The following is a 19,645-nucleotide window of genomic DNA, read 5'->3' on the forward strand; positions in this document are numbered from 1 at the left end:
AATAAAGAAGATTTTTTTATTCTTTTATTGCCGGACGCCGCTCAGATAAAACTGTTGGTCACAGCACAGAATTTTATCAACGGAGCGGATCATGGCGAGCAAACTTTTCTCATTACGCAGTGCAGTATTGTTGGCTTTATCGCTCGGTGCGGCCAGTGCCCAGGCAGTGGACGTTACCGTGGCGTACCAGACCTCCGCCGAACCCGCCAAGGTGGCGCAGGCGGAAAACAGCTTTGCCAAACAGTCTGGCGCGACCGTTGACTGGCGCAAGTTCGACAGCGGCTCCAGCGTGTTGCGTGCGCTGGCCTCTGGCGATGTGCAGATTGGCAATATAGGCTCCAGCCCGCTGGCCGTGGCCGCCAGCCAGAAGCTCCCTATCGAAGTGTTCCTGATCGCCTCGCAGCTGGGTAGTTCCGAAGCGCTGGTGGTGAAAAAGGACATCAAATCTCCCCAGGATCTGATCGGTAAGCGCATTGCGGTACCGTTCATTTCCACCACTCACTACAGCCTGCTGGCCTCCCTGAAACACTGGGGCATCAAACCTGACCAGGTGCAAATTCTCAACCTGCAGCCGCCAGCCATTGCGGCGGCCTGGCAGCGTGGGGATATCGACGGGGCTTATGTATGGGCTCCGGTGGTCAATGAACTCGCCAAACAGGGCAAGGTGCTGACCGATTCCGAACAGGTTGGCCAGTGGGGCTCACCAACGCTGGACGTGTGGGTAGTGCGTAAAGACTTTGCCGAGCAGCATCCGGAAGTTGTCACCGCGTTTGCTGCCAGCGCCCTGAAAGCGCAGAAAGCCTATCTGGCACAGCCGGAGCAGTGGCTGAAAGACTCAAGCAACCTGAGCACGCTGGCTCGCCTGAGCGGAGTGCCACCAGAACAGGTGCCGGAACTGGTGAAGGGTAACCGCTACCTGCCGGTCGCCGATCAGATCACTCAACTGGGCCAGCCGGTAGATAAAGCCATTCGCGATACCGCCGAGTTCCTTAAGCAACAAGGCAAGATCCCGCAGGTGGACAGTGATTACAGCGCCTATGTGACCAACCGCTTTGTCAAACAGGTGCAGGCTGCGCCGCAGTCGTAAGGGATCCGCCATGCTAAACGTTAACCATCTTTCGGCCGATTATCAGGGGCGTGCGGCGCTGCGCGATGTGTCGTTCCAGATAGCCAAAGGGCAACTGGTGGTGGTGTTGGGGCCTTCTGGCTGCGGCAAGACCACGTTGCTGAATTTGATCGCCGGGTTTATTGAGCCAACGGCAGGCAGCATTACGCTGGATGATGTCCCCGTCAAAGGCCCGGGGGCCGAGCGGGGCGTGGTCTTCCAGCATGAAGGCTTACTGCCGTGGCGCAACGTGGTGGATAACGTGGAGTTTGGCTTACAGCTGGCCGGTGTGGCCAAGCCGCAACGCCGCAAGGTGGCGCAGCAGATGTTGCAACGCGTTGGGCTGACCGGCTATGAGCAACACTTCATCTGGCAACTGTCCGGTGGGATGCGTCAGCGGGTGGGTATTGCTCGCGCCTTGGCTGCCGACCCTCGGCTGTTGCTGCTGGATGAGCCTTTCGGGGCACTGGACGCGTTCACTCGCGAACAGATGCAGGAACTGCTGTTGAACATTTGGCGCGATACCGGCAAGCAGGTGCTGCTGATCACCCATGACATCGAAGAAGCGGTGTTCCTGGCCAGCGAGCTGTTACTGCTTTCTCCTGGCCCTGGGCAGGTGGTGGAGCGTTTATCGCTGAATTTTGGCCAGCGCTATGCCGCCGGAGAGGCTTGCCGTTCCATCAAGTCCGATCCTGAGTTTATCGCCCAGCGTGAATACGTGCTGGGCCGGGTGTTCCAACAGCGCGAGGCCTTGCTATGAGCCTGCATTCTGTTCTGAAAGCCGCAGTACCGACAGCGGTGCGCCAATCTCGTTTCACGCTGCCGCGCAGCCTCAAGCTGAGCACGGCAACCTTGCTGGTGCTATTGGCTGTCTGGTGGGCGGTAACCGCCTTGCAACTGATCAGCCCGTTATTTCTGCCCGCGCCGCAGCAGGTCTTGCATCAGTTGGTGGTCATTGCCAGCCCGCAAGGCTTTATGGATGCCACGCTGTGGCAACACCTGGCCGCCAGTCTGGGGCGGATCCTGGTGGCATTACTGGCCGCTGTGGTGATCGGTGTCCCGGTGGGTATTGCGATGGGGCTAAGTGAGACAGTGCGTGGCCTGCTTGATCCCCTGATTGAAATTTATCGCCCGGTACCTCCGCTGGCCTATCTGCCGCTGATGGTGATCTGGTTTGGCATCGGTGAAACCTCGAAAATCCTACTGATCTACCTGGCGATTTTTGCCCCTGTGACGCTTTCGACCGTGGCAGGCGTACGCAGCGTAGCGCAGGTGCGCATTCGTGCCGCGCAGGCTTTGGGAGCCAACCGCTGGCAATTGCTGCGCTTTGTGGTGTTGCCTAGTGCGCTACCGGAAATTCTGACCGGCATCCGTATTGGCCTGGGCGTCGGCTGGTCTACGCTGGTGGCCGCCGAACTGATTGCCGCCACGCGCGGTCTGGGATTTATGGTGCAGTCCGCTGGTGAGTTTCTGGCGACCGACGTGGTGATCGCCGGTATCAGCGTGATTGCGATAATCGCATTTGGTCTGGAGCTGGGGCTGCGTGCCTTACAGCGCCGTTTGACCCCCTGGCATGGAGTACAGCAATGAACGAACGTTTAGCAATTACCCCGTTGGGGCCTTATATCGGTGCGTTGGTGGAAAACGTCAATCTGGCGCGACCACTGGGCGATGGTCAGTTTGAACAGCTTTACCATGCCTTGCTCAAGCATCAGGTGCTGTTCCTGCGCGATCAGCCAATCACACCGATACAACAGCGTGAGCTGGCAGGGCGCTTCGGCGATCTGCATATTCACCCGGTGTATCCACATGCTCCCGACGTGGAGGAGATCATTGTGCTGGATACTCATGACGATAACCCACCGGATAACGACAACTGGCATACCGACGTCACCTTTATCGAAAACCCGCCGCAGGGGGCGATTTTAGCCGCCAAGCAGCTGCCGACGACCGGTGGGGACACGCTGTGGGCTAGCGGGATTGCCGCTTATGAAGCGTTGTCTGCCCCCTTTAAACAGTTGTTGGTCGGGTTGCAGGCGGAGCATGACTTCACCAAGTCGTTCCCCGAATATAAACATCGTGGCAGTGAGGAAGAGCATCAGCGCTGGCAGTTGGCCGTGCAGAAAAATCCACCGTTGCTGCATCCGGTGATCCGCACCCATCCGGTGACCGGCAAGCAGGCGCTGTTCGTCAATGAAGGATTTACTACGCGGATTGTCGATCTGGCGGCGAAGGAGAGTGATGCTCTGCTGAACTTCCTGTTTGCGCATATCACCAAGCCGGAGTTTCAGGTGCGCTGGCGCTGGCAGGCCAACGATATTGCCATTTGGGATAACCGGGTTACGCAGCATTATGCCAACGCGGATTACCTGCCTCAGCGGCGCATTATGCACCGCGCAACCATTCTGGGGGATAAGCCGTTCTATCGCGCCTGAGGATCACTCCACCATCAGGTTTCTGGAAAAGTTTCTCATATCTACCCCCGCTTTCCTGCGGTACAGGCGTGCCTTACGTGCGCCTGTTGCCACTCTCTCGCCGGTTTCCTCAAACATCTCCGAAGCGTCAAAACGCCGCATCAGGCTTTTGCGCTGCACCGTATGCGACAAAATAATCTCAATCACTTCCTGCAACTGGGAAAGCGTGAACTCCGCTGGTAGGCAATAGACCGGCAGCATGGAGTAAGCCGTTTTTTGCCGTAGCCGCTGAAGTGCCGCTTCCACGATCGTTTGATGATCGAAAGCTAGCTGCTGTGTTTGCAGGCTGTCCAACGGCACCCAGGCTACGTCACTCACGTCGACGATATGCGGCTGGCAATCGGCATGGGCGATCAGGGCAAAGTAGACCGTGGTCAGGCTCCAGCCGCGCGGGTCCCTTTCCGGGCCAGAAAAACTGGCCAACTGCGCCAGATAGGGCGGCACCACACCGGTTTTTTCCCTCAGTTTACGTTCGGCCGTCGCTTGCGTGGAGGCGTCGTGCTGCAAATCGATAAACCCGCCGGGCAATCCCCATTGATCGAGAAAAGGGTGATTAGCGCGCTTGGCCAACAGCACACACAGCTTCCCGCCGTGTACGGTAAACAGCACGCTGTCGACGGTGACAAGTGGTGAGGGGAAGAGGCGCGGATCGTAGTTTTTCAGGTACTCGGCTTGCGTGGTCATGCTGGCGCTCGGCTAAAAAGGTCTTTGAGACAATATAACAATAGCTGCCGGCTAATGATAATTATTAATATCCTAAATAAACAAACGGTTAAGCGAATTTGCTGCGATTAAGACATTTTTCGCTTGCCAATAAATGTCTCTTAGACAATTATATAAATGTCCTAGGGACATTAATTGGTGGGGGGAAGAATATGAGCGCACAACTGCAGTTGTTTTTGAACGACATTGAAGTGAAGGTGACAACCGGACAGTTTCCCGATGGGGCGGTGTATGCCCGGTTTGCAAAGCCTGAAACAACGGGGGCTTCGCAGATGCGTATTCGTGCCAGCGCCATGTGCAGCATGGATGACTTCATGCTGTTGGCACAGTTGACGCAGGCGGTACGCCACCAGTTCCTGATCAAAGAAAGCCTGCTTGAGCTGCCTTATCTGCCCTATGCCCGCCAAGATCGCCATATGACCTCCGGCGACAGCTTCGCGCTCAAGGTGTTCGGCCAATTACTCAACACCTTGGCGTTTGACCGTGTGACGGTGCTGGATCCACACAGTGAAGTAGCTGCCGCCGTGATCGACAACATGCACATCATTACTCAGCAGCAGTGCATGCAGCACAGCAGCAGACTGGCCAATTTATTAACCCAGCAGCAGCTGTTCCTGATGGCTCCGGATGCCGGAGCGCTGAAAAAAATTCACGCGGTGGCGGCCCACTTTGGCATCGCACAATACGGCATCCTGACCAAACACCGGGACGTGTTCAGCGGCGAACTGACGGGGTTCGAACTGCTGGCTGGCGATGTGCAGGGCAAAGACGTGCTGATTGTGGATGACCTGTGCGACGGTGGCGGCACCTTTATCGGCTCGGCCCAGGTATTGCGTCAGGCGGGGGCGCGTACGGTCAGCCTGTATGTCACCCACGGGGTGTTCTCCAAAGGCACCGCTGCTTTGCTGGACCAAGGCATCGATAACATCTATACCACCACTTCCTATGCTGCGGCGGAACTCGCTGAGCAACGTGTTGAACTGATTGATATTGAATCTATTTATACCCTATGAATTTCAAGCTGCAGCTAGGCGACAAGCTCACTCATCCCCAGGAGCTTACTTTAGTAAGTGACTGGGATGGGTGAGTGCAGGTAAGAACGCTGCAGCTTGAAAGGCGACGGGTATACGCTCACTAAGGAACCGACTATGTTAACTAATCCTATTTTGGCGATTGATGGCTACAAAGTGTCACACCGTGAGCAGTATCCGCTGGGCACCACGCGTATCTACTCCAACTTCACGCCGCGCAGCGATCGGTTCTTTGCTTCCCCGCTGCCGGACGGCCAACTGGTGTTCTTCGGTTTGCAGGGCTTTTTACAGTGGTTCATGGTGGATTTATTTAATCAGCAATTCTTTGCCCAACCGGAAGAGCTTGTGGTAGGGGAATATAAAAAGCTGATGGACAGCTACATTGGTCAGGACCGGGTCTGCGTGGAGCATATTCGTGAGCTGCATCGGTTGGGCTATCTGCCGCTGCATATCAAAGGATTAGATGAAGGCAGCAAGGTGAAGATGAAGGTGCCAGTGCTGACCATCACCAATACGCGTGAGGAGTTCTTCTGGCTGGTCAACTACCTGGAAACGGTGATCTCGGCCGAACTGTGGAAAGCCTCCACCAATGCCACCATTGCCCATCATTATCGCAAGATCTGCCAGATGTGGGCGGCAAAAACCTGTGACGATGTGGCGCATCTGGATTTCCAATGCCACGACTTTTCCTTCCGCGGTATGTCGGGTATGCATGATGTCGCGCAGGCCGGTACCGGGCATTTGCTCAGCTTCAAGGGCACCGACAACATTCCCGCGGTGCTATACGCACAGAAGTATTATCCAACCGCTGAAGACTACTTCGTGGCTGGCAGCATCCCCGCCACCGAACATAGCGTAATGTGCATGGGTGAGCAGGCAACGGAGATCGAAACGTTCCGCCGCCTGATTGAAGATCTCTACCCGAATGGGTTGGTTTCCATCGTGTCGGATACCTGGGATTACTGGCAGGTGCTGACGGAGTTTACCCGTGAGTTGCACAGCAAAATCATGGCGCGCGATGGCCGAGTGGTCTTCCGCCCAGACAGTGGCGATCCGGTAGCTATTCTTTGTGGAACCGGCGACGACAGCGACCGCAGTGCGCAACGCAGCGCCGAAGAGAAAGGCTCGGTGGAAGTGTTGTGGGAGATCTTTGGCGGCACGGTAAACAGCAAGGGCTACAAAGTGTTGGATCCGCATGTCGGGCTGATTTATGGAGACTCCATCACTTTGGAGCGCGCCCAGGAAATTCTGCAACGTCTGGAGGCGAAAGGTTTTGCCAGCTCTAACGTGGTGTTTGGCGTGGGTTCCTTTACTTATCAGTATAATACCCGCGATACTTTTGGTTTCGCGATGAAGGCCACCTACGGTGAGGTGAACGGAGTGGGGCGCCCCATCTTCAAACAGCCGAAGACCGACAGCGGCCTGAAACAATCTGCACGCGGTTTGTTACGGGTGATCCGCGATGGGGAAGGGGAATATCAACTGCTGGATAATCAGGACTGGCAACAGGAGCAGCAGGGCGAACTGAAAACGCGCTTCCTGGATGGAAAACTCTATAACCAGGAGTCGCTGGAGCAGATCCGTCAGCGCATTGCCTGCCCCTCACCCCAACCCTCTCCCACAGGGAGAGGGAGCTGAATTGAGCTCGTAGGTGATTACGGAGTTAATATTTAACTGGTTGATCTAAAATATTATAACCAGAGTTAAGCTGTAGCACGATAGATCCCCTCTCCCTGTGGGAGAGGGCTAGGGTGAGGGGGCGTTAAATCAACTCTCTGCTTCAAACGCCTGGGTCAGATTTTCCAGCTGTTCCTGGGCATCCAGCCAGGTCATTTCCGTTTCTTCCAGAGCGGACTTGGCCTGGCTTTGCTTTTGCAGGCAGGCGGTCAGATCGGCTTTACGGCTGATGTCGTACAGCGCCGAGTCTGCCAGCTGTTCTTCCACCGCGGCCAATTCGGCACCCAGCTTATCCATCTGTTGTTCCAGCTTGGCGATCTGCTTACGCAGTGGTTGGGTTTGCGTACGGAATTCGGCTTCACGGCGCTTTTGGTCTTTACGCGCCTGGGCGCTGTTGCCGTTATCCTGCTTCGGTGCGGCATCCTGTTGCGCCTGCTGCTTTTGCAGATCGCTAAGCCACTGCTGGTAATCGTCCAGATCCCCCTCGAACTGCTCCACCTGGCCATCGTGCACCAGATACAGATCGTCGGTAGTAGAACGCAGCAGGTGGCGATCGTGCGAAACCACCACCAATGCCCCCTCGAAATCGATCAGTGCTTCGGTCAACGCCTGGCGCATATCCAGATCCAGGTGGTTGGTCGGTTCATCGAGCAGCAGCAGGTTAGGGCGCTGCCAGACGATTAGCGCCAGCACCAGCCGTGCCTTTTCACCGCCGGAGAAACGTTCGGTGATTTCGGTGACCTTATCGCCCTGGAAGCCGAAGCCGCCAAGGTAATCGCGTAACTGCTGTTCTAACACGCGAGGTGCTATACGGCTCAGATGCTGTAGTGGTGACTCATCGGCGCGCAGGAACTCCAACTGATGCTGGGCGAAGTAACCCAGTTTGATGCCCTTTGCCAGCCCGATCTCCCCGCTTAGCGGCTCCAGCGTGCCAGCCAGCATTTTGATCAGCGTTGATTTACCGGCGCCGTTACGCCCCAACAGGCCAATACGTGAACCAGGCACCAGGTTGAGCTTGATTGACTGCAAGATCACTTTGTCGCCATAGCCTGCGCTGACTTTTTCCATCCGCAGCAATGGGTTCGGCAGGCTTTCGGGTTGGCGGAAGCTAAACGTGAACGGGTTATCGACGTGCGCCGGGGCAATCAGCTCCATCCGCTCCAGCATCTTGATGCGGCTCTGGGCCTGTTTGGCCTTGGTGGCCTGAGCACGGAAACGGTCAATATAGCTTTGCAGATGCGCCACTTTTTCCTGTTGGCTCTGATACAGCGACTGCTGCTGTGCCAGTTTGGTGACGCGCTGGCGCTCGAAGGAGGAATAGTTGCCGGTATATTCGTTGATGGTCTCATTTTCGATGTGCAGGATCTTGTCGACGATTGGGTCGAGGAAATCACGGTCATGCGAAATCAGCACCAGGGTGCCCGGATAGCTTTTCAGCCAGCGTTCCAGCCAGATCACCGCATCCAGATCCAGGTGGTTGGTGGGTTCGTCCAGCAACAGCAGATCGGAACGGCAAACCAAAGCCTGTGCCAGGTTAAGGCGCATGCGCCATCCGCCCGAGAAGGCGCGCACCGGGCTTTGCAGCTGTTCATTGGAAAAACCTAAACCGTGCAACAGGCTGGCGGCACGGGAACGGATAGTCCAGGCATCCAGGGCATCGAGCTTGCCGTGCAGCGTGGCTATGGCGTGGCCGTCGTTATTATCGTTTGCCACCTGTAATTCGGCTTCCAACTGGCGGAACTCCCGATCTCCATCGATAACATACTCAATGGCGGGCACGTCCAGTGCCGGTGTTTCCTGATTCACCCAGGCCAGCGCCCAGTTGTTTGGGAAGGTGTAGCTGCCACCGTCTGCGGCGATCTCACCTTTCAACAGGGCAAGCAGCGTAGATTTCCCACAGCCGTTCTTACCCACCAGGCCGACCTTCTGACCTGGATTAACCGTCGCCGTGGCGTTGTCCAACAGGACGCGGGTGCCGCGTCGGATTTGTAGCGAGGAGAAAACAATCATAAAGCGCCGTTTGTTCAGAGTATGTTAAATTGAATTGAGTTTACGTTAACAGGACGCGTAGCAGTCCTATTATTAGTCTTTGCGTTGCATGGTAACGGAAATCCGCCACCCTGACGACGCTTTGGAGGGGAATGATGTCACAGCCGCCGAAGGTTTTGCTGCTGTATGCCCATCCGGAATCCCAGGACTCGGTAGCAAACCGGGTTTTGTTACAACCGGCACAGCAGTTGGAACATGTCACCGTGCACGATTTATACGCGCACTATCCGGATTTCTTTATTGATATCCACCACGAACAACAGCTGCTGCGCGACCATCAGGTCATCGTTTTCCAACACCCCTTATACACCTATAGCTGCCCGGCCTTGCTGAAAGAGTGGCTGGACCGTGTGCTGTCCCGTGGCTTTGCCAGCGGGATGGGCGGCAATGCCCTGGCAGGCAAATACTGGCGTTCGGTGATCACCACCGGGGAGCCGGAGGGCGCCTATCGCACCGGCGGTTACAATCGCTATCCGATCGAGGATATTCTGCGCCCTTTTGAGCTCACCGCGGCCATGTGTCATATGCACTGGCTGACGCCGATCCTCGTCTACTGGGCACGCCGGCAGAAACCGGAAGTGCTGAGCAGCCATGCCAGCGCCTATGGCGATTGGTTGCGTAATCCTTTACCGCACACCGGGAGGCACTGATGGAAGGTTCTGCGCTATTAACCGCCATACTGCTGTTCCTGTTTGCCGCGGTGGTGACAGTACCCATTGCCCGTCGTCTGGGGATCGGGGCCGTTTTAGGCTATCTGATTGCCGGTATCGCCATCGGCCCGTGGGGATTGGGATTCATCCGGGATGTGGATGAAATTCTGCATTTCTCCGAGTTGGGTGTGGTGTTCCTGATGTTTATCATCGGGCTGGAACTGAACCCGGCCAAACTATGGGAACTGCGTCGTTCGATCTTTGGTGTCGGTGCCGGGCAGGTATTGGTCACGGCGGCAGTGCTCGGCGCTCTGCTTTATTTCAGCCATTTCGCCTGGCAGGCGGCGGTGATCGGCGGCATTGGTCTGGCCATGTCATCGACGGCCATGGCACTGCAACTGATGCGTGAAAAGGGGATGAACCGCAACGAAGGGGGCCAGTTAGGCTTCTCGGTGCTGCTGTTCCAGGATATGGCGGTGATCCCGGCGTTGGCGTTGATCCCGATCCTGGCCGGTGGCGCAGGCACCAGCGACGATTGGGCGAAAATCGCCATGAAGGTTGCGGCCTTCGGCGGCATGCTGATCGGCGGGCGTTTCCTGTTACGTCCGCTATTTCGTTATATCGCCTCATCTGGGGTGCGTGAAATATTTACCGCCGCCGCGTTGTTGGTGGTGCTGGGGGCTGCGCTGTTTATGGATGCCCTTGGCCTGTCGATGGCATTGGGGACTTTTATCGCCGGGGTGCTGCTGGCAGAGAGCGAATATCGCCATGAGCTGGAAATCGCCATTGAGCCTTTCAAAGGGTTGTTGCTCGGGCTGTTCTTTATCTCGGTAGGCATGGCACTGAATATGGGCGTGTTGTATACCCATCTGCTGGAAGTGCTGTTTGGCGTGGTGATCCTGGTGGCGGTGAAGTCAGGTGTGTTGTACTCGTTGGCGCGTATTTTTGGCCTGCGGCGTTCGGTGCGTCTGCAATTTTCCGGGGTGCTGAGCCAGGGCGGTGAGTTTGCCTTCGTGCTGTTCTCGGCGGCGTCGACGCAGCATATCTTCGACGACGATCAACTGGCCTTGCTGCTGGTCGTGGTGACGCTCTCAATGATGACCACGCCGCTGCTGATGCAGATTATCGATCGCATTCTGGCCCGCCGCTATAACGCCAAAGACGAGGATGAAGAAGCGCCCTATGTGGCAGACGACGATCCGCAGGTGATCATCGTCGGTTTCGGCCGCTTCGGGCAGGTGGTTGGCCGCTTACTGATGGCTAACAAGATGCGTATCACCGTGCTTGAGCGGGATGTTAGCGCGGTTGGCGTATTGCGCCGCTACGGTTACAAGGTTTATTACGGGGATGCCACGGAGCTGGAACTGCTGCGGGCAGCCGGTGCGGCAAAGGCCAAATCTATCGTCATTACCTGTAATGAGCCGGAAGATACCATGGCCATTGTCCATCTGTGCCAGCAGCACTTCCCCAACCTGTCCATTTTGGCGCGGGCGCGGGGGCGTGTGGAAGCGCATGAGTTGCTACAGGCTGGCGTAAAACAGTTTAGCCGGGAAACTTTCTCCAGCGCTCTGGAGCTAGGGCGCAAGGCGTTAACGGAGTTGGGAATGCACCCGCATCAGGCTTATCGCGCTCAGCAGCATTTTCGCCGTCTGGATATGCGCATGCTGCGTGAACTGATGCCTCCGCATCTGGGGGACGTGGCCCAGATTTCCCGCGTGAAAGAAGCCCGGCGCGAGCTGGAAGAACTTTTCCACCGTGAAATGCAAAAAGAAAAACGGCAGTTCGACGGTTGGGATGAATACGAATAATTCGGAGCACAATGATGTCTGCAACACGTAAAAGATTTATCGCCGGGGCGGTTTGCCCAAGCTGTAACGCTATGGATACGCTGGCGGTTTGGCGTGAAGACCAGGTTGAAGTGGTGGAGTGCGTCAAGTGTGGCCACCATCAGCGTCAGACCGAGCAACAGGTGGAAAAACACGTTCGCCCGCAGGAGCAGGTGATCGGTATTTTTCATCCGGAGTAGCGTTATCTGCCGTGATTTTTTATGCTGAAGGGTACAGCGCTGGAGATTTCCGCTACAATCTCCACCGATTTAGTTTCCAACGGTAGGAGATATCATGAAAGTAACAAAAGACTTGGTGGTCAGCCTGGCTTACCAAGTACGTACAGAAGACGGTGTTTTGGTTGATGAGTCTCCGGTGAGTGCACCGTTGGACTATCTGCACGGGCATGGTTCTCTGATCGCAGGTCTGGAAAAAGCACTCGAAGGTCACGAAGCTGGTGATCGTTTCGACGTTCATGTCGCCGCTAACGAAGCTTACGGCAACTACGATGAAAACCTGGTGCAGCGCGTTCCTAAAGACGTCTTTATGGGCGTTGATGAACTGCAGGTAGGCATGCGCTTCCTGGCTGATACCGATCAGGGCCCGGTTCCGGTTGAAATCACCGAAGTTGATGGTGACCACGTAGTGGTTGATGGTAACCACATGCTGGCTGGCCAAGACCTGAACTTCCACGTAGAAGTTGTGGCGCTGCGTGAAGCGACCGAAGAAGAACTGGCCCACGGCCACGTTCACGGTGAGCACGATCATCACCACGAACACGGTGACGGCTGCTGCGGCGGTCATGGCCACGATCACGACCACGATCATGACCACGGCAAGAAAGGCGGCTGTGGTGGCAACGGTGGTTGCGGCTGCCACTAATCCTGGTGCTGTAACTGCAACAAAAGGTCGCTTCGGCGGCCTTTTTTAGTAATGCGGGGGCGGCGTCTCTTCTGACTGCGAGGCGATCATCGAAGGTTGGCTGGCGCGCAGTTTGTCGGTCAGCAGGCGCAGATGCTCTTGTATCTTCAGCATTTCAAGCTGATGCTGCACCACGGTTTGATTGAGTTCCTCAATCGTCACTTCCTGAAAGGCCTGGCGGCTTTCCATCTCTTCCAACCGCAGCAGCAGGTTCTCGTAGTTTTTCTCGTGCATGATGTTACCTCTGGCACTGTTAAATCTGGGATTCTGGCACTATGTTATCAGTAGCGGTCGGCTTTGTGCCTGCCAATTTCGGCAAGCAGTTTTTCGCTGCCGCAGATCGGGCAATTCAATCCGCAAAGTCGTTAAATAAAATCGTTAATTATCAATGATATTTTTATTTTTCTTGAACTTTGCTACCAATATGAGGTCACATCTTGACTCGATTGGTTACCTGTGTGACTGTTTTGTTTTGTTTCAGGCAGCTATAGTAGCCCGGTTAACTTACTTAATGATGGTTTGAGGCACCGCTTCAGACACTGGAGAAATGGATGAAATCTTTGTTTAAAGTCACGCTTCTGGCAACCACTATGGCTCTTGCTCTGAATGCGACCCAAGTTATGGCAGCCGATGCGGCCAAACCTGCTGATGCGGCCACCGTTACCACGACCGGTGAGGTTGCGCCTGCTGCTGAAGCGGCTAAACCTGCAGAAGCACCAAGCACTGGCAAGTTCAAGAATGACGATGAGCAGGTAGCTTACGCACTGGGTGTGCAACTTGGCCGCTACATGGAAAACTCGCTGGATGAACAGGAAAAACTGGGCATCAAGCTGGACAAAGATGTGATGCTCGGGGCTGTTAAGGACGCGTTTGCCAAGCAGAGCAAGCTGAATGACTCTGACATCGAAAAAACCCTGCAAGGTTTTGAAGTGCGCGTGAAGGCTTCCGCTCAGGCGAAGATGGAGCAGGACGCGAAAGAAAACGAAGCGAAAGGCGCTAAATACGCTGAAACCTTCGCCAAAGAAAAAGGCGCGAAGAAAACCGAATCTGGTCTGCTGTACAAAGTAGAGAAAGAAGGGACCGGTGAAGCACCGAAAGACAGTGATACCGTAGTGGTAAACTACAAAGGTACCCTGACCGACGGCACCGTGTTTGACAACTCCTACGATCGCGGCGAGCCATTGTCATTCCGTCTGGACGGCGTGATCCCAGGCTGGACCGAAGGCCTGAAGCACATCAAGAAAGGCGGCAAGATCAAGCTGGTTATCCCACCGGCTCTGGCCTACGGCAAAAATGGCGTTCCAGGGATCCCTGCCAACTCCACGCTGGTGTTTGACGTTGAACTGTTGGATGTGAAACCGGCAGCCAAGGCTGACGACAAAACAGAAAAAGCGGCTGACGAAGCTGCTGCAGACGCTAAAGCCAAATAAGTCTGAGATTTTCCCAACCGCCGCGAACGTTCTTCGCGGCGGTTTTCATTTCTGCGCTACCAAGAATGCAAAATATCCTGCAACTTTACTCCCTGCCTTTACTGATCGCTTGACGCCTGCCGGGCATCGGGCTTAACGTCAATATCACGCGCAAATGTAAGAACCAGCATCTGACCGTTTTGCTAGACTCTGGGTCTGAACTTATGAATCATGCGCCTGCCCCTTAGGGCGTGTACCTAAAACTGCTCCCGGCAGCGATTGCCTCTTGCGCGAGCCGTTTTAGTTGCGTCCCCTGGCACAGGCGATCTATGTAGGTGGTATCTTCGATGTCAAATTCGCTTTTATCCAGCGAAGCCAGCGAACTTGATTTGCTGAATGAGCGTCCGTTTAGTCAGACGGACCATGAAATCCTGAAGTCGTATGAAGTCGTGGTCGACGGGCTGGCGATGCTGATTGGTGGGCACTGCGAAATCGTGCTGCACTCCCTGGAGGATCTGAAATGCTCCGCCGTGCGTATCGCCAATGGTGAACACACCGGGCGTAAAATCGGTTCACCAATCACCGATCTGGCACTGCGTATGCTGCACGATATGGCGGGCGATGATAGCAGCGTCTCCAAAGCCTATTTCACCCGGGCCAAAAGTGGCGTGTTGATGAAGTCGGTGACGATTGCCATCCGCAATCGCGAACAGCGGGTGATCGGCCTGCTGTGTATCAACATGAACCTCGATGTGCCGTTTTCGCAGATCATGCAGACCTTTATGCCGCCGGAAACGCAGGAGGTGGCTTCCTCTGTCAACTTCGCCTCCTCGGTTGACGATCTGGTGGCGCAGACGTTGGAGTTCACCATCGAAGAGGTGAATGCCGATCGCAACGTGTCCAATAACGCCAAAAATCGCCAGATCGTACTCAACCTGTATGAGAAAGGCATTTTTGATATCAAGGACGCGATCAATCAGGTTGCCGACCGTCTGAATATCTCCAAACATACCGTTTACCTGTATATCCGCCAGTTCAAGAGTGGCGATCTGCTGGGCAATGAGCGCTGATGCTTAACTACTGCCTATTGGTCACCGGCCCGGCTTATGGCACTCAGCAAGCTAGCAGCGCCTGGCAGTTCGCCCAGGCCCTGTTGGCGGCTGGCCACCGCATTACCAGCGTCTTTTTCTATCGTGAAGGGGTGCTGAATGCTAACCAGCTATCATCTCCGGCCAGCGATGAGTTCGATCTGGTTCGAGCGTGGGCGTCTCTGGCGCAGCAACATGGCGTGGAGCTTAATGTCTGTGTGGCGGCAGCTTTGCGCCGTGGCGTGACCGATGAGCAAGAAGCCGCACAGTTGGCGTTGGCGGCCGCTAACCTGCAGCCGGGGTTTACCCTCAGCGGTTTGGGCTCATTGGCAGAAGCGGCGCTGAGCAACGATCGCCTGGTACAGTTTTAAGTGAGCAGAATGAAGCGAGTTGCGTTTGTATTTACCCAAGGGCCACATGGCAGTGCAACTGGTCGGGAAGGGCTGGATGCGGTACTGGCGACGTCGGCACTGAGCGAGGATATCGGCGTATTTTTTGTCGGCGATGGCGTGTTGCAACTGCTGCCAGGTCAACAACCCGAAAAGATCCTGGCCCGCAATTACATCGCCACCTTTGGCGTATTGCCGCTGTATGACGTTGAAAACTGTTATCTCTGCGCAACGGCCATCCAGGAGCGCGGTCTGCAACAGGTCACCGACTGGGTGCTGAAGGCCGAAATTCTGCCGCCAGATACTCTGCGCCAGAAACTGGCTGCTTACGATGTAGTCATGACTTTCTAGGAAATTTTGATGCTGTATACCCTCAGCCATTCCCCAACCCGTTGCGACCTGCCTGCGTTGTTAAGGCTCACCAGAGAAGGTGATGCTCTGCTGTTACTGCAAGACGGCGTACTGGCCGGCCTGGCCGGTAGCGCCAGCCTTGATTTATTGCTCAATGCCCCCATATCCCTTTATGCGCTGCAGGACGATCTGGATGCCAGAGGCCTGTCTGGTCATTTTTCACCCAAAATCACGCCGATCGGTTATACTGACTTCGTTGTGTTAACCGAGAAACACCACAGCCAAATGGCATGGTAATGCGTGCAATGTTGTATATTTCTTGACACCTCTACCAGTCAGCCATAAAATTCTGCGTCCTCGTACTGTGCCAATAGTGCATACGGGGGATTTATCACATGTTTACGAAGCAAAAAACGAAGCAAAACCCAGGAGCTTTTTTTAATGACTACGATTAATCAGCTGGTTCGCAAACCACGCTCTGTGAAGGCTGCTAAAAGCAACGTTCCAGCGCTGGAAGCTTGCCCGCAGAAACGTGGCGTATGTACTCGCGTATATACTACCACCCCGAAAAAACCAAACTCTGCACTGCGTAAAGTTTGCCGTGTGCGTTTGACTAACGGTTTCGAAGTGAGTTCTTACATCGGTGGCGAAGGCCACAACCTGCAGGAACACTCCGTAATCCTGATCCGTGGCGGTCGTGTTAAAGACTTGCCAGGTGTGCGTTACCACACCGTCCGTGGTGCACTTGACTGCTCCGGCGTTAAAGACCGTAAGCAAGCTCGTTCCAAGTACGGCGTGAAGAAGCCAAAGGCTTAATGGTTCTCCGTTAAGTAAGGCCAAACATTTTAATGTCAAAATAAACTCGTAGAGTTTTGGACAATCCTGAAATTTTCAACGGAGTATTTCCATGCCACGTCGTCGCGTAATAGGCCAACGTAAAATCCTGCCAGATCCTAAGTTCGGATCCGAGCTGTTGGCTAAATTTGTAAACATTCTGATGGTAGATGGCAAGAAATCTACTGCAGAAGCAATCGTCTATACCGCGCTGGAGACCCTGGCTCAGCGTTCTGGTAAAGGTCACCTGGAAGCTTTCGAAGTCGCTCTCGACAACGTGCGCCCGACTGTAGAAGTTAAGTCTCGCCGCGTTGGTGGTTCTACTTACCAGGTACCAGTTGAAGTTCGTCCGGTTCGTCGTAATGCTCTGGCAATGCGTTGGATCGTTGACGCCGCTCGTAAACGTGGTGATAAATCCATGGCTCTGCGCCTGGCGAACGAACTGTCTGATGCAGCAGAGAACAAAGGTTCTGCTGTTAAGAAGCGTGAAGACGTTCACCGTATGGCAGAAGCCAACAAGGCGTTCGCCCACTACCGCTGGTAATCCATGCAGTAGTTTTGCTAACCAAGTGGGCGCTTCAAGAAGCCAACCCGCTTGGTTTCACCGAACCGCCTAAGGCAATAGAGGAATCAAATGGCTCGTACAACACCCATTGAGCGCTACCGTAATATCGGTATCAGTGCTCACATCGACGCCGGTAAGACCACAACTACCGAACGTATCCTGTTCTACACCGGTGTAAACCACAAAATCGGTGAAGTTCATGACGGCGCCGCCACCATGGACTGGATGGAACAAGAGCAGGAGCGTGGTATTACCATTACTTCTGCAGCGACAACTGCTTTCTGGTCTGGTATGGCCAAGCAGTTTGAGCCGCACCGTGTAAACATCATCGACACCCCAGGGCACGTTGACTTCACCATCGAAGTAGAACGTTCCATGCGTGTGCTTGATGGCGCGGTAATGGTTTACTGTGCTGTTGGTGGTGTTCAGCCACAGTCTGAAACCGTATGGCGTCAGGCTAACAAATATAAAGTGCCACGCATCGCGTTCGTTAACAAAATGGACCGTATGGGTGCCAACTTCCTGAAAGTTGTTGGTCAGCTTAAATCTCGTCTGGGCGCAAACCCGGTTCCATTGCAGCTGGCAATTGGCGCAGAAGAGAAATTCACCGGTGTTGTTGACCTGGTGAAAATGAAAGCCATCAACTGGAACGAAGCTGATGCAGGCGTGACCTTCGAATACGAAGAGATCCCAGCTGACATGCAAGAACTGGCTGCTGAATGGCACCAGAATCTGGTTGAGTCTGCTGCTGAAGCCTCTGATGAGCTGATGGACAAATACCTGGGCGGCGAAGAGCTGACCGAGGAAGAAATCAAGAAAGCTCTGCGTCAGCGCGTGCTGAACAACGAAGTGATTCTGGTAACCTGTGGTTCTGCCTTTAAAAACAAAGGCGTGCAGGCAATGCTGGATGCGGTTATCGAATACCTGCCAGCACCAAATGACGTTGAAGCTATCAACGGTATTCTGGACGACGGTAAAGATACCCCGGCTGTACGCCATTCTGACGACTCCGAGCCGTTCTCAGCACTGGCGTTCAAAATCGCTACCGACCCATTCGTGGGTAACCTGACGTTCTTCCGTGTGTACTCTGGCGTTGTTAACTCCGGTGACACCGTTCTGAACTCCGTGAAGTCCGCGCGTGAGCGTCTGGGCCGTATCGTTCAGATGCACGCTAACAAGCGTGAAGAGATTAAAGAAGTTCGTGCAGGCGACATCGCTGCGGCAATCGGTCTGAAAGACGTAACTACCGGTGATACGCTGTGTGATCCTACTAGCCCGATCATTCTTGAGCGTATGGAGTTCCCAGAGCCGGTAATCTCCGTAGCGGTAGAACCAAAAACCAAAGCTGACCAGGAAAAAATGGGTCTGGCTCTGGGCCGTCTGGCGAAGGAAGACCCATCATTCCGCGTATGGACTGACGAAGAATCAGGTCAGACCATCATCGCAGGTATGGGTGAACTTCACCTGGATATCCTGGTTGACCGTATGCGTCGTGAATTTAACGTTGAAGCGAACGTGGGTAAACCACAGGTTGCTTACCGTGAAGCGATTCGCGCGAAAGTTACTGACATCGAAGGTAAACACGCCAAGCAGTCTGGTGGTCGTGGTCAGTATGGTCATGTTGTTATCGACATGTACCCACTGGAGCCGGGCTCAAATCCGAAAGGCTACGAGTTCATCAATGACATTAAAGGTGGTGTGATCCCAACGGAATACATCCCTGCCATTGATAAAGGTCTTCAGGAGCAACTTAAGTCTGGTCCACTGGCCGGTTATCCGGTAGTTGATCTCGGTGTGCGTCTGCATTTCGGTTCTTTCCACGATGTTGACTCCTCCGAATTGGCGTTTAAACTGGCCGCGTCTATCGCCTTTAAAGATGGCTTTAAGAAAGCAAAACCTGTTTTGCTTGAGCCTATCATGAAGGTTGAAGTTGAAACGCCGGAAGAGAACACTGGTGACGTCATCGGTGACCTTAGCCGTCGTCGTGGTCAACTGAAAGGTCAGGAATCCAACGCTACTGGCGTTCAGATTCACGCTGAAGTTCCGTTGTCCGAGATGTTTGGATACGCAACTCAACTGCGTTCTCTGACCAAAGGCCGTGCTTCTTACTCCATGGAGTTCCTGAAGTACGATGATGCGCCGAACAACGTCGCTCAGGCCGTTATTGAAGCCCGTGGTAAATAAGCTTTCGGGTTTAACACATTGATCAGTGCTCCCTCCATGAGGGGGGAGCAAAAGAGTTAAGGAATATAGCCGTGTCTAAAGAAAAATTTGAACGTTCCAAACCGCACGTTAACGTTGGTACTATCGGCCACGTTGACCACGGTAAAACTACCCTGACCGCTGCAATCACTACCGTTCTGGCTAAAACCTACGGTGGTTCTGCACGTGCTTTCGACCAGATCGATAACGCGCCAGAAGAAAAAGCTCGTGGTATCACCATCAACACTTCTCACGTTGAATATGACACCCCGACTCGTCACTACGCGCACGTTGACTGCCCAGGGCACGCCGACTACGTGAAAAACATGATCACCGGTGCTGCTCAGATGG

Annotated in this window: 22 protein-coding genes; 19 read left to right on the plus strand and 3 right to left on the minus strand. The window is 54.6% G+C overall.

The window, feature by feature from the left end; all coding sequences use genetic code 11:
- The first annotated feature begins 91 nt into the window (after positions 1 to 91).
- Genes tauA through tauD form a run of 4 tightly spaced genes read left to right on the plus strand, consistent with a single transcriptional unit; the run spans position 92 to position 3,540 of the window.
- Complete coding sequence (gene tauA / locus ACMV5I_RS24540) at positions 92 to 1,087, plus strand: taurine ABC transporter substrate-binding protein (protein ID WP_414825491.1); 996 nt, start codon at positions 92 to 94, stop codon at positions 1,085 to 1,087.
- 10 nt (positions 1,088 to 1,097) lie between these two features.
- Positions 1,098 to 1,865, plus strand: a complete 768-nt coding sequence (gene tauB / locus ACMV5I_RS24545) for a taurine ABC transporter ATP-binding subunit (RefSeq protein WP_261146774.1) — start codon at positions 1,098 to 1,100, stop codon at positions 1,863 to 1,865.
- Complete coding sequence (gene tauC / locus ACMV5I_RS24550; protein WP_024482702.1) at positions 1,862 to 2,695, plus strand: taurine ABC transporter permease TauC; 834 nt, start codon at positions 1,862 to 1,864, stop codon at positions 2,693 to 2,695. Before tauB ends, tauC begins: the two co-directional genes overlap by 4 nt.
- Positions 2,692 to 3,540 carry a taurine dioxygenase gene (tauD, locus tag ACMV5I_RS24555; protein ID WP_414825492.1) on the plus strand — a complete coding sequence of 283 codons (849 nt, stop codon included), beginning with the start codon at positions 2,692 to 2,694 and terminating at the stop codon, positions 3,538 to 3,540. The genes tauC and tauD overlap by 4 nt, the downstream gene beginning before the upstream one ends.
- A gap of 3 nt (positions 3,541 to 3,543) precedes the next feature.
- Here tauD and ACMV5I_RS24560 read toward each other — a convergent pair whose 3' ends face one another.
- Complete coding sequence (locus ACMV5I_RS24560) at positions 3,544 to 4,263, minus strand: NUDIX hydrolase (protein ID WP_261282250.1); 720 nt, start codon at positions 4,261 to 4,263, stop codon at positions 3,544 to 3,546.
- Between the two features lie 191 nt (positions 4,264 to 4,454).
- On the opposite strand from ACMV5I_RS24560, the gene prs reads away from it, so the two are divergent.
- Positions 4,455 to 5,315: a ribose-phosphate diphosphokinase gene (gene prs / locus ACMV5I_RS24565; RefSeq protein WP_414825493.1), complete on the plus strand. Its 861-nt coding sequence runs from the start codon at positions 4,455 to 4,457 to the stop codon at positions 5,313 to 5,315.
- A gap of 135 nt (positions 5,316 to 5,450) precedes the next feature.
- On the plus strand, positions 5,451 to 6,971 hold the full coding sequence (locus ACMV5I_RS24570; RefSeq protein ID WP_202671839.1) for a nicotinate phosphoribosyltransferase: 1,521 nt from the start codon (positions 5,451 to 5,453) through the stop codon (positions 6,969 to 6,971).
- Between the two features lie 129 nt (positions 6,972 to 7,100).
- Here ACMV5I_RS24570 and ACMV5I_RS24575 read toward each other — a convergent pair whose 3' ends face one another.
- On the minus strand, positions 7,101 to 9,020 hold the full coding sequence (locus ACMV5I_RS24575) for an ABC transporter ATP-binding protein (RefSeq protein ID WP_024482697.1): 1,920 nt from the start codon (positions 9,018 to 9,020) through the stop codon (positions 7,101 to 7,103).
- A 134-nt stretch (positions 9,021 to 9,154) separates the two neighbouring features.
- Here ACMV5I_RS24575 and kefG point away from each other — a divergent pair, with 134 nt between their 5' ends.
- The 4 genes from kefG to slyD all read left to right on the plus strand — a co-directional run bounded on the left by kefG (position 9,155) and on the right by slyD (position 12,417).
- The gene (gene kefG, locus ACMV5I_RS24580; protein WP_024482696.1) at positions 9,155 to 9,709 is read left to right on the plus strand and encodes a glutathione-regulated potassium-efflux system ancillary protein KefG; all 555 of its coding nucleotides are present in this window, start codon (positions 9,155 to 9,157) and stop codon (positions 9,707 to 9,709) included.
- Positions 9,709 to 11,517, plus strand: coding sequence for a glutathione-regulated potassium-efflux system protein KefB (kefB, locus tag ACMV5I_RS24585; protein WP_024482695.1), 1,809 nt, complete (start codon positions 9,709 to 9,711; stop codon positions 11,515 to 11,517). The genes kefG and kefB overlap by 1 nt, the downstream gene beginning before the upstream one ends.
- A 14-nt stretch (positions 11,518 to 11,531) precedes the next feature.
- Positions 11,532 to 11,735: a YheV family putative zinc ribbon protein gene (locus ACMV5I_RS24590; RefSeq protein WP_037376686.1), complete on the plus strand. Its 204-nt coding sequence runs from the start codon at positions 11,532 to 11,534 to the stop codon at positions 11,733 to 11,735.
- A gap of 94 nt (positions 11,736 to 11,829) precedes the next feature.
- The gene (gene slyD / locus ACMV5I_RS24595; RefSeq protein ID WP_021181645.1) at positions 11,830 to 12,417 is read left to right on the plus strand and encodes a peptidylprolyl isomerase; all 588 of its coding nucleotides are present in this window, start codon (positions 11,830 to 11,832) and stop codon (positions 12,415 to 12,417) included.
- Between the two features lie 45 nt (positions 12,418 to 12,462).
- Here slyD and ACMV5I_RS24600 read toward each other — a convergent pair whose 3' ends face one another.
- On the minus strand, positions 12,463 to 12,690 hold the full coding sequence (locus ACMV5I_RS24600; protein WP_024482693.1) for a SlyX family protein: 228 nt from the start codon (positions 12,688 to 12,690) through the stop codon (positions 12,463 to 12,465).
- 317 nt (positions 12,691 to 13,007) lie between these two features.
- Between ACMV5I_RS24600 and fkpA the strand changes: the two genes are divergently transcribed.
- From fkpA to ACMV5I_RS24645, 9 genes are all read left to right on the plus strand, one after another.
- Positions 13,008 to 13,886 carry an FKBP-type peptidyl-prolyl cis-trans isomerase gene (gene fkpA, locus ACMV5I_RS24605; protein WP_024482692.1) on the plus strand — a complete coding sequence of 293 codons (879 nt, stop codon included), beginning with the start codon at positions 13,008 to 13,010 and terminating at the stop codon, positions 13,884 to 13,886.
- A 326-nt stretch (positions 13,887 to 14,212) separates the two neighbouring features.
- The gene (locus ACMV5I_RS24610; protein WP_162304310.1) at positions 14,213 to 14,935 is read left to right on the plus strand and encodes a transcriptional regulator; all 723 of its coding nucleotides are present in this window, start codon (positions 14,213 to 14,215) and stop codon (positions 14,933 to 14,935) included.
- Complete coding sequence (gene tusD, locus ACMV5I_RS24615; protein WP_414825494.1) at positions 14,935 to 15,324, plus strand: sulfurtransferase complex subunit TusD; 390 nt, start codon at positions 14,935 to 14,937, stop codon at positions 15,322 to 15,324. Before ACMV5I_RS24610 ends, tusD begins: the two co-directional genes overlap by 1 nt.
- A 9-nt stretch (positions 15,325 to 15,333) precedes the next feature.
- Complete coding sequence (tusC, locus tag ACMV5I_RS24620) at positions 15,334 to 15,693, plus strand: sulfurtransferase complex subunit TusC (RefSeq protein ID WP_121608463.1); 360 nt, start codon at positions 15,334 to 15,336, stop codon at positions 15,691 to 15,693.
- A gap of 9 nt (positions 15,694 to 15,702) precedes the next feature.
- Entirely contained in the window at positions 15,703 to 15,990 is a 288-nt protein-coding gene (gene tusB, locus ACMV5I_RS24625) for a sulfurtransferase complex subunit TusB (RefSeq protein WP_121608464.1), read from the plus strand.
- A 144-nt stretch (positions 15,991 to 16,134) separates the two neighbouring features.
- The gene (gene rpsL, locus ACMV5I_RS24630; RefSeq protein ID WP_021181638.1) at positions 16,135 to 16,509 is read left to right on the plus strand and encodes a 30S ribosomal protein S12; all 375 of its coding nucleotides are present in this window, start codon (positions 16,135 to 16,137) and stop codon (positions 16,507 to 16,509) included.
- 91 nt (positions 16,510 to 16,600) lie between these two features.
- A complete protein-coding gene (gene rpsG / locus ACMV5I_RS24635) occupies positions 16,601 to 17,071 on the plus strand; it encodes a 30S ribosomal protein S7 (protein ID WP_021181637.1) in 471 nt (156 codons plus the stop codon).
- Positions 17,072 to 17,161: 90 nt separating this feature from the next.
- Positions 17,162 to 19,276, plus strand: a complete 2,115-nt coding sequence (fusA, locus tag ACMV5I_RS24640) for an elongation factor G (protein WP_121608465.1) — start codon at positions 17,162 to 17,164, stop codon at positions 19,274 to 19,276.
- 71 nt (positions 19,277 to 19,347) lie between these two features.
- The coding region (locus ACMV5I_RS24645) for a GTP-binding protein (RefSeq protein ID WP_233169678.1) at positions 19,348 to 19,645 on the plus strand (298 nt) is incomplete at its 3' end.

The sequence above is a fragment of the Serratia sp. T13T92 genome, assembly GCF_047530105.1.
GTDB lineage: Bacteria > Pseudomonadota > Gammaproteobacteria > Enterobacterales > Enterobacteriaceae > Chania > Chania fonticola.

What these genes read in the sequence shown, in the direction of transcription:
- tauA (WP_414825491.1), top strand. Translation starts at nt 92, where the DNA reads ATGGCGAGCAAACTTTTCTCATTACGCAGTGCAGTATTGTTGGCTTTA.
- tauB (WP_261146774.1), top strand. Translation starts at nt 1,098, where the DNA reads ATGCTAAACGTTAACCATCTTTCGGCCGATTATCAGGGGCGTGCGGCG.
- tauC (WP_024482702.1), top strand. Translation starts at nt 1,862, where the DNA reads ATGAGCCTGCATTCTGTTCTGAAAGCCGCAGTACCGACAGCGGTGCGC.
- tauD (WP_414825492.1), top strand. Translation starts at nt 2,692, where the DNA reads ATGAACGAACGTTTAGCAATTACCCCGTTGGGGCCTTATATCGGTGCG.
- ACMV5I_RS24560 (WP_261282250.1), bottom strand. Translation starts at nt 4,263, where the DNA reads ATGACCACGCAAGCCGAGTACCTGAAAAACTACGATCCGCGCCTCTTC.
- prs (WP_414825493.1), top strand. Translation starts at nt 4,455, where the DNA reads ATGAGCGCACAACTGCAGTTGTTTTTGAACGACATTGAAGTGAAGGTG.
- ACMV5I_RS24570 (WP_202671839.1), top strand. Translation starts at nt 5,451, where the DNA reads ATGTTAACTAATCCTATTTTGGCGATTGATGGCTACAAAGTGTCACAC.
- ACMV5I_RS24575 (WP_024482697.1), bottom strand. Translation starts at nt 9,020, where the DNA reads ATGATTGTTTTCTCCTCGCTACAAATCCGACGCGGCACCCGCGTCCTG.
- kefG (WP_024482696.1), top strand. Translation starts at nt 9,155, where the DNA reads ATGTCACAGCCGCCGAAGGTTTTGCTGCTGTATGCCCATCCGGAATCC.
- kefB (WP_024482695.1), top strand. Translation starts at nt 9,709, where the DNA reads ATGGAAGGTTCTGCGCTATTAACCGCCATACTGCTGTTCCTGTTTGCC.
- ACMV5I_RS24590 (WP_037376686.1), top strand. Translation starts at nt 11,532, where the DNA reads ATGTCTGCAACACGTAAAAGATTTATCGCCGGGGCGGTTTGCCCAAGC.
- slyD (WP_021181645.1), top strand. Translation starts at nt 11,830, where the DNA reads ATGAAAGTAACAAAAGACTTGGTGGTCAGCCTGGCTTACCAAGTACGT.
- ACMV5I_RS24600 (WP_024482693.1), bottom strand. Translation starts at nt 12,690, where the DNA reads ATGCACGAGAAAAACTACGAGAACCTGCTGCTGCGGTTGGAAGAGATG.
- fkpA (WP_024482692.1), top strand. Translation starts at nt 13,008, where the DNA reads ATGAAATCTTTGTTTAAAGTCACGCTTCTGGCAACCACTATGGCTCTT.
- ACMV5I_RS24610 (WP_162304310.1), top strand. Translation starts at nt 14,213, where the DNA reads ATGTCAAATTCGCTTTTATCCAGCGAAGCCAGCGAACTTGATTTGCTG.
- tusD (WP_414825494.1), top strand. Translation starts at nt 14,935, where the DNA reads ATGCTTAACTACTGCCTATTGGTCACCGGCCCGGCTTATGGCACTCAG.
- tusC (WP_121608463.1), top strand. Translation starts at nt 15,334, where the DNA reads ATGAAGCGAGTTGCGTTTGTATTTACCCAAGGGCCACATGGCAGTGCA.
- tusB (WP_121608464.1), top strand. Translation starts at nt 15,703, where the DNA reads ATGCTGTATACCCTCAGCCATTCCCCAACCCGTTGCGACCTGCCTGCG.
- rpsL (WP_021181638.1), top strand. Translation starts at nt 16,135, where the DNA reads ATGACTACGATTAATCAGCTGGTTCGCAAACCACGCTCTGTGAAGGCT.
- rpsG (WP_021181637.1), top strand. Translation starts at nt 16,601, where the DNA reads ATGCCACGTCGTCGCGTAATAGGCCAACGTAAAATCCTGCCAGATCCT.
- fusA (WP_121608465.1), top strand. Translation starts at nt 17,162, where the DNA reads ATGGCTCGTACAACACCCATTGAGCGCTACCGTAATATCGGTATCAGT.